This is a genomic window from Serratia sp. G204Y, from assembly GCF_051172435.1.
Lineage (GTDB): Bacteria > Pseudomonadota > Gammaproteobacteria > Enterobacterales > Enterobacteriaceae > Serratia > Serratia sarumanii.
The window spans coordinates 23,567-30,647 of sequence record NZ_JBPIZA010000011.1 but is presented as its reverse complement, the minus strand read 5'-3'; the positions used below and the strand labels follow the sequence as shown (position 1 = coordinate 30,647).

Annotated in this window: 7 protein-coding genes; 2 read left to right on the top strand and 5 right to left on the bottom strand. The window is 61.0% G+C overall.

Annotated features, from left to right (window positions below):
• Positions 1-505: 505 nt before the first annotated feature.
• Both purH and purD read left to right on the top strand, forming a co-directional pair.
• A complete protein-coding gene (gene purH, locus ACSBQQ_RS24365) occupies positions 506-2,095 on the top strand; it encodes a bifunctional phosphoribosylaminoimidazolecarboxamide formyltransferase/IMP cyclohydrolase (protein WP_086556994.1) in 1,590 nt (529 codons plus the stop codon).
• Between the two features lie 48 nt (positions 2,096-2,143).
• Positions 2,144-3,427, top strand: coding sequence for a phosphoribosylamine--glycine ligase (gene purD / locus ACSBQQ_RS24360; RefSeq protein WP_033636738.1), 1,284 nt, complete (start codon positions 2,144-2,146; stop codon positions 3,425-3,427).
• Positions 3,428-3,476: 49 nt separating this feature from the next.
• On the opposite strand, the gene ACSBQQ_RS24355 is transcribed toward purD, so the two are convergent.
• The 5 genes from ACSBQQ_RS24355 to hemE all read right to left on the bottom strand — a co-directional run bounded on the left by ACSBQQ_RS24355 (position 3,477) and on the right by hemE (position 7,046).
• Positions 3,477-4,148 (bottom strand): DUF1481 domain-containing protein, encoded by a 672-nt coding sequence (locus tag ACSBQQ_RS24355; RefSeq protein ID WP_079656126.1) that lies wholly within the window; start codon positions 4,146-4,148, stop codon positions 3,477-3,479.
• Positions 4,149-4,184: 36 nt separating this feature from the next.
• Positions 4,185-4,457, bottom strand: a complete 273-nt coding sequence (gene hupA, locus ACSBQQ_RS24350) for a nucleoid-associated protein HU-alpha (RefSeq protein ID WP_004929874.1) — start codon at positions 4,455-4,457, stop codon at positions 4,185-4,187.
• Between the two features lie 189 nt (positions 4,458-4,646).
• Entirely contained in the window at positions 4,647-5,237 is a 591-nt protein-coding gene (locus ACSBQQ_RS24345; protein WP_025160203.1) for a YjaG family protein, read from the bottom strand.
• Positions 5,238-5,285: 48 nt separating this feature from the next.
• Entirely contained in the window at positions 5,286-5,972 is a 687-nt protein-coding gene (gene nfi / locus ACSBQQ_RS24340; RefSeq protein ID WP_033649987.1) for a deoxyribonuclease V, read from the bottom strand.
• A 9-nt stretch (positions 5,973-5,981) separates the two neighbouring features.
• Positions 5,982-7,046 carry a uroporphyrinogen decarboxylase gene (gene hemE / locus ACSBQQ_RS24335; protein WP_033636735.1) on the bottom strand — a complete coding sequence of 355 codons (1,065 nt, stop codon included), beginning with the start codon at positions 7,044-7,046 and terminating at the stop codon, positions 5,982-5,984.
• Positions 7,047-7,081 lie beyond the last annotated feature (35 nt).

Sequence of the window (7,081 nt, the reverse complement as noted above, 5' to 3'; positions counted from 1 at the left end):
CCCACACAGATTGTCTGATAAATTGTTAAAGAGCAGTGAGTTAGGCGCTTTCGCTTGCTAACTCGAGGTGGCGTATATTACGCTTTCCTCTTTCAGAGTCAACCCTAATTTTCAGGATTTTTTCTCTGCGACCCCCGGATACTCTGTGAAGTTGTTCACATGTTCCGTGTCGATGGAGGCGCATTATAGGGAGTTCCTCGCAGGCCGCAACAGGTATTTTCCGCAAAAACGATCGTTCGCTGCATTCCACAGCAAAACCCCGCCTTATACCCACTTGCACACAGTGTTATCCACAGATGCGATTTGCACGGAAAATTTACGAGCGCCACGCAAACGTTTTCGCTACAATTCCCCGCGACGAAACGATCCCCCTTTTTATGGGGGCGTTACCTGAATATGCGCCTGCCCCTCCCTTTATAAGGCAAAAACCTTTCCTTATAGAGAGAACGAGGTGGACATTCACGTAACGCTCTTTAATTGCGACTCAAAGCCAAGGGATAAAACCATGCAACAACCTCGTCCAATCCGCCGGGCCCTGCTCAGCGTGTCTGACAAAGCCGGTATCGTTGAATTCGCCGAAGCGCTTTCCCAGCGCGGCGTTGAACTGCTCTCCACCGGCGGCACCGCTCGCCTGCTGGCAGACGCCGGTCTGCCCGTTACCGAAGTTTCCGACTACACCGGCTTCCCGGAGATGATGGACGGACGAGTAAAGACCCTGCACCCGAAAGTTCACGGCGGTATTCTCGGCCGCCGCGGACAGGACGACGCCGTCATGACTCAGCATGACATCCAGCCTATCGACATGGTGGTCGTCAATCTGTACCCGTTCGCCCAAACCGTGGCGCGCCCGGATTGCTCGCTGGAAGACGCGGTCGAGAATATCGATATCGGCGGCCCGACCATGGTGCGCTCCGCCGCCAAGAACCATAAAGACGTCGCCATCGTGGTGAAGAGCAGCGACTACGCCGCCATCATTACCGAGATGGACAACAACGACGGCTCGCTGCGCTATGCCACCCGCTTCGATCTCGCCATCAAGGCCTTCGAGCACACCGCCGCCTACGACAGCATGATCGCCAACTACTTCGGCGCGCTGGTGCCGGCGTACCATGGCGAGACCGAGCAGCCGTCCGGCCGCTTCCCGCGCACCCTGAACCTCAACTACATCAAGAAGCAGGATATGCGCTACGGTGAGAACAGCCACCAGCAGGCCGCCTTCTATATAGAAGAAGAGGTAAAGGAAGCGTCCGTCGCGACCGCCGAACAGCTGCAGGGCAAGGCGCTGTCTTATAACAACATCGCCGATACCGACGCCGCGCTGGAATGCGTGAAAGAGTTCGCCGAGCCGGCCTGCGTGATCGTCAAACACGCCAACCCTTGCGGCGTGGCGATCGGCGATGACATCCTGGCCGCCTACGAGCGCGCTTACCAAACCGACCCGACCTCCGCCTTTGGCGGCATCATCGCCTTTAACCGCGAGCTGGATGCCGCCACCGCGCAGGCGATCATCAGCCGCCAGTTCGTGGAAGTGATCATCGCGCCAAACGTCACCCAGGAAGCGCGCTCCCTGCTGGCCTCCAAGCAGAACGTGCGCGTGCTGGCCTGCGGCCAGTGGCAGCAACGCGTGGCGGGGCTGGACTTCAAGCGCGTCAACGGCGGCCTGCTGGTGCAGGATCGCGATCTGGGCATGGTAACCGCCGCCGATCTGCGTGTGGTATCCGAGCGTCAGCCGACCGAACAGGAACTGCGCGACGCGCTGTTCTGCTGGAAAGTGGCCAAGTTCGTGAAATCCAACGCCATCGTTTATGCACGTGACAACATGACCATCGGCATAGGCGCTGGCCAGATGAGCCGCGTTTACTCCGCCAAGATCGCCGGCATCAAAGCGGGCGATGAAGGGCTGGAAGTGAAAGGGTCTGCCATGGCCTCCGACGCCTTCTTCCCGTTCCGCGACGGCATCGATGCCGCGGCGGCGGTCGGCATCACCTGCGTGATCCAGCCGGGCGGCTCGATCCGCGACGACGAAGTGATCGCCGCCGCCAACGAACACGGCATCGCCATGATCTTTACCGACATGCGTCACTTCCGCCATTAATTCCTTTTGCCGCGTGCGCTCCGGCGCACGCCATTCGTGGAGCCCCTGATGAACATTTTGATTATCGGCAACGGCGGGCGCGAGCACGCGCTGGCCTGGAAAGCCGCCCAGTCTCCGCTGGCGGATAAAGTCTACGTTGCGCCGGGCAATGCCGGCACCGCGCTGGAAGCCAATCTGGAAAACGTGGCGATCGCCGCCACCGACATCCCTGCCCTGGTCGCTTTCGCCCAGAGCCATGACATCGGTCTGACCATCGTCGGGCCGGAAGCGCCGCTGGTGATCGGCGTGGTCGATGCCTTCCAGGCCGCCGGTTTGAAAATCTTCGGCCCGTCGCAGGCCGCCGCGCAGCTCGAAGGCTCCAAAGCCTTCACCAAAGATTTCCTGGCGCGCCACCGCATCCCGACCGCCGAATATGAAAACTTTACCGAGGTGGAGCCGGCGCTGGCCTATGTGCGCCGCAAAGGTGCACCGATCGTCATCAAGGCCGATGGCCTGGCGGCCGGTAAAGGCGTGATCGTCGCGATGACGCTGCAGGAAGCGGAAGAGGCGGTGCGAGACATGCTGGCCGGCAACGCCTTCGGCGACGCCGGTCATCGCATCGTGGTGGAAGAGTTCCTCGACGGCGAAGAAGCCAGCTTCATCGTGATGGTCGACGGCGAGAACGTGGTGCCAATGGCCACCAGCCAGGACCACAAGCGCGTCGGCGACGGCGACACCGGCCCGAACACCGGCGGCATGGGAGCTTACTCCCCGGCGCCGGTCGTGACCGACGAAATCCACCGGCGCGCCATGGATCAGGTGATCTGGCCGACGGTGCGCGGCATGGCGGCGGAAGGCAACACCTACGTCGGCTTCCTGTACGCCGGCCTGATGATCGCCGCCGATGGCCAGCCGAAGGTGATCGAATTCAACTGTCGTTTTGGCGATCCCGAAACCCAGCCGATCATGCTGCGCCTGCGTTCCGATCTGGTGGAACTGTGCCTGGCGGGTGCCGAAGGCCGCCTGAACGAGAAAAGCTCCGACTGGGACGAACGCCCTGCGCTCGGCGTGGTGCTGGCGGCCGGCGGTTATCCGGGGGACTATCGCAACGGCGAAGTGATCCAGGGGTTGCCGCAGCAGGAAAGCGCCGACGGCAAGGTCTTCCATGCCGGTACGCGCCTGCAGGGCGATGACGTCGTCACCAGCGGCGGCCGCGTGCTGTGCGTAACGGCGCTGGGCGACACCGTGGCGCAGGCGCAGCAACGCGCCTACCAGCTGGCGGAAGGCATTCAGTGGCCGGGCAGCTTCTGCCGCAAAGATATCGGTTATCGCGCGATTGCGCGCGGCAAGTGATTTGGCCGTCTAAGGTCATGATGGGAGGCTCCGCAGCGCGGGGCCTTTTTTACAGCTGGTCTTCTTTCGGTTCCCAGCTGCAGAAGTCGTCGTTCGCCACCAGCAGCAGTTCGCTGCCTTCGGGCGCTTCCAGCCAGGCGACGCTCACCGGCCGGCTACTGCTGCGGGCGCGTTTCTCGATCCAAACGATGGAGGCGGCATCCAGCCCCGGTTTCATGCGTTGGCCGTCGCAGGTTTGCACCTCGCCCTGCATCCAGCGCCCCTGCAGCAATTTCACCTTGCCGGCGCGCAGCGCATTGCTCACTTCAAGGATCCGCCGCGCCTGATATTGGTACAGAGCGATTTCATCGCTGGTCAACGGTTCGCGGCGTGTCGCCAACTGGCGCTGCATAAAGCTCACCGTGCCGTCGTCGGCAAAGCGCAGCTGAATGGAATCTCGATCGCCGTCGGCGTCGTTGCGTTTGATTTGGCGCAGCACGTCGCCCTGATAGGTGTACAGCGTGGTGATGGTACCCGGACCACGGTAAGGGCTGTAGACGCTGACCAACACCTGCGGACGATGTTGCTCATCGTCTTTACGCCACAGGCGTATCACACCCTGATCGGCCACGAAGCCGCTGGCGGTAAAGCTGGGGATATCGGAATGGAAACTGCAGGCACTCAGGCCGACGGCGATGCCAACGGCCATGAGCGCCCGACGAGCAAACAAAAGGGGCGCCATCGCCCCCCTGTTTATTCTTTTCACCGAGGCGCGGTCTTATTTAACAGCGTCTTTCAGTGCTTTGCCAGAAACGAACGCAGGCACGTTGGCTGCTGCGATTTTGATTTCTTTGCCAGTCTGTGGGTTGCGGCCAGTGCGCTCGCTACGATGGTTTACTTTGAAAGTACCGAAGCCAACCAATTGTACTGCATCACCTTCTTTCAGAGACTCAGTAATAGCAGCCAGGGTGGATTCCAGAGCCAGTTTAGCTTGTGCTTTGGAAAGGTCAGCCTTGTCCGCGATTACATCAATCAGTTGAGTCTTGTTCATAAGTTATCCTTACAGTGTGTTTATCGTTTGCAAAGCATCGAGTGCGACGGATATGCCGATTGACAGCACTCTCCTGCATACACGCACCGATAGCCACTTTTTTTACGCCCCCCAAATGTAGACCAGACAGGGTGCGGATGTGAAGCCTTAAGGCATGACAAATCAGGCGTTAAATCACGTTTTGTTGCCTTATTGCGCTAAATTTATCCCGATGTTGCTGACACCGGCCTCTCGCAGGTCGGATCGCAGCCCCTTGATCAGGTCTATATCGCGCTCTTCACAGGCGTCCAACAGGCGGAAAATTTCCCATTGAATGTCCCATTCTTCCTCTACCGCAGGCAAACTTTCCAACTCTTCGTCGGTCATTTCCTTACCGGCTTGGGTCATTTCCAACATCGCCACGGTGCGAATCGATGTTTCGCTGATGGCGATGGCGTGCTCCAGCGTCTCCCCGCCGAGCCGCGAATGGATCAGTTCCCCTAATGCGATACAGGCATCAATTGCCGGGTAAACGCCGTAAAGATCGTAATCTTCCGCCGACGGAATCGCCTCTTCCAACTTCTCGAGCTGGCTGTCGAAGTTGACCTTGGCGTCCTTCACCACCAGCGTTTCCCACACCAAATCCAGAATGCGGCGATAAACCGCCGGATCGCCGAACTCGGTCTGTTTGCAGAACATCTGGTAATTCGGGTACATACGCTCGCACAAACTGGCCATAAAGGTCAAATGTTGCCAGGCCTCGAGCCGTTCCAGACGTAAATGAATCGGGTTACGTAGCATGCTTTACTCTCTTACGCATTATCTGCGGCGCAGTGTACCCGAAATCGCTCATGGCGACACCTCCGGATGCTGCTGCAACCAACGCTGAAACGCCGGACGGCGCGACGCGATGGCGTCGGCCCAGCGGGTCGGCTCCGGTAAACGGTAGCCCGCCATACAGCGTTGCACCCACGCCAGCGCGCTGTCGGCGCTCACGCGATGGCCGGTAGAGATGAACAGCGGGTTGCAACGCGCCTTGCTGCGCCACACCCAGCCCAGCTGTTCCCCCTTATCTTCCAACGGCGCCAGCGCGCCGACGGCGGCGTCCAGCGGCGCAAATTTGCCGCACAGGCGCTTCTTGGCCACGCCGATGGTCGGCACATCGACCAGCAGGCCGAAATGGCTGGCGACGCCGAGACGCCGCGGATGCGAAATGCCATGCCCATCGACGAAGATCAGCCCCGGTTTCTGCTGCAGCTGCCCCCAGGCGGCCAACAGCGCCGGGTATTCGCGAAACGACAGGAAGCCCGGGATGTAGGGCATGACGGTGGCGATGCGCGCCACCTGATACTCCACCAGTTCCAGCGACGGATAGCGCAGGATGGCGATGGCGGCGCGCGTCACCGCCCCTTCTTGCTCGAAGCCCACGTCGGCGCCGGCGATGAAGGCCGGCGGTTCGGCCGGCAGATCGTCGTAGCGAATGACTTCAGCCGCGCGCCGCAGCTGTTCGGCGCGCAGGGCCGCCATATCGGTCACATCGGATCCTTAACGGTGGTATTTCGCCGAGTGCGCGTGTACCGCCTCGACGAAGGCGCCGGCGTGCTCCGGCGGCACATCCTGATGGATGCCGTGGCCCAGGTTGAACACATGGCCGTTGCCGTGGCCGAAACCGGCCAGAATGGTCTCCACTTCTTCCGCGATGCGCGCCGGGGAGGCATAAAGCATCGACGGATCCATATTGCCCTGCAGCGCCACTTTGTCGCCGACGCGCCGACGCGCGTCGGCGATGTCGGTGGTCCAATCCAGCCCCAGCGCATCGCAGCCGGTGGCGGCCATCGCCTCCAGCCACTGCCCGCCGCCTTTGGTGAACAGCGTCACCGGCACGCGGCGGCCGTCGTTTTCACGCAGCAGCCCGTCGACGATCTTGTGCATGTAGTGCAAAGAGAACTCGCGGTAGTCGCGCCCGGTCAGCACGCCGCCCCAGGTGTCGAACACCATCACCGACTGCGCGCCGGCCTTGATCTGGGCATTGAGGTACAGGATCACGCTGTCCGCCAGCTTGTCCAGCAACAGGTGCAGCGTGGCCGGTTCGGCATACATCATCTTCTTCAGCTTGGTGAAGGCTTTGCTGCTGCCGCCTTCGACCATATAAGTCGCCAGCGTCCACGGGCTGCCGGAGAAGCCGATCAGCGGCACTTCGCCCTTCAGCTCGCGGCGAATGGTGCGCACCGCGTTCATCACATAGCCCAGCTCCACTTCCGGATCGAACACGGGCAGCTTGTCGACGTCGGCGCGGCAGGTAACGGGGGAGCTGAAACGCGGGCCTTCGCCGGCTTCAAAGTACAGGCCGAGCCCCATGGCGTCGGGAATGGTGAGAATGTCGGAGAACAGGATGGCGGCGTCCAGCGCATAGCGGCGCAGCGGCTGCAGCGTGACCTCGCAGGCCAGCTCCGCGTTCTTGCACAGCGACATGAAATCACCGGCCTGGGCGCGGGTCGCCTTGTACTCCGGTAAATAACGACCGGCCTGGCGCATCATCCATACGGGGGTCACATCCACCGGCTGGCGCAACAGCGCGCGCAGGTAGCGATCGTTCTTCAACTCAGTCATTTATGGGGCTCCCTTAATAATCTGCCGGCCATTGT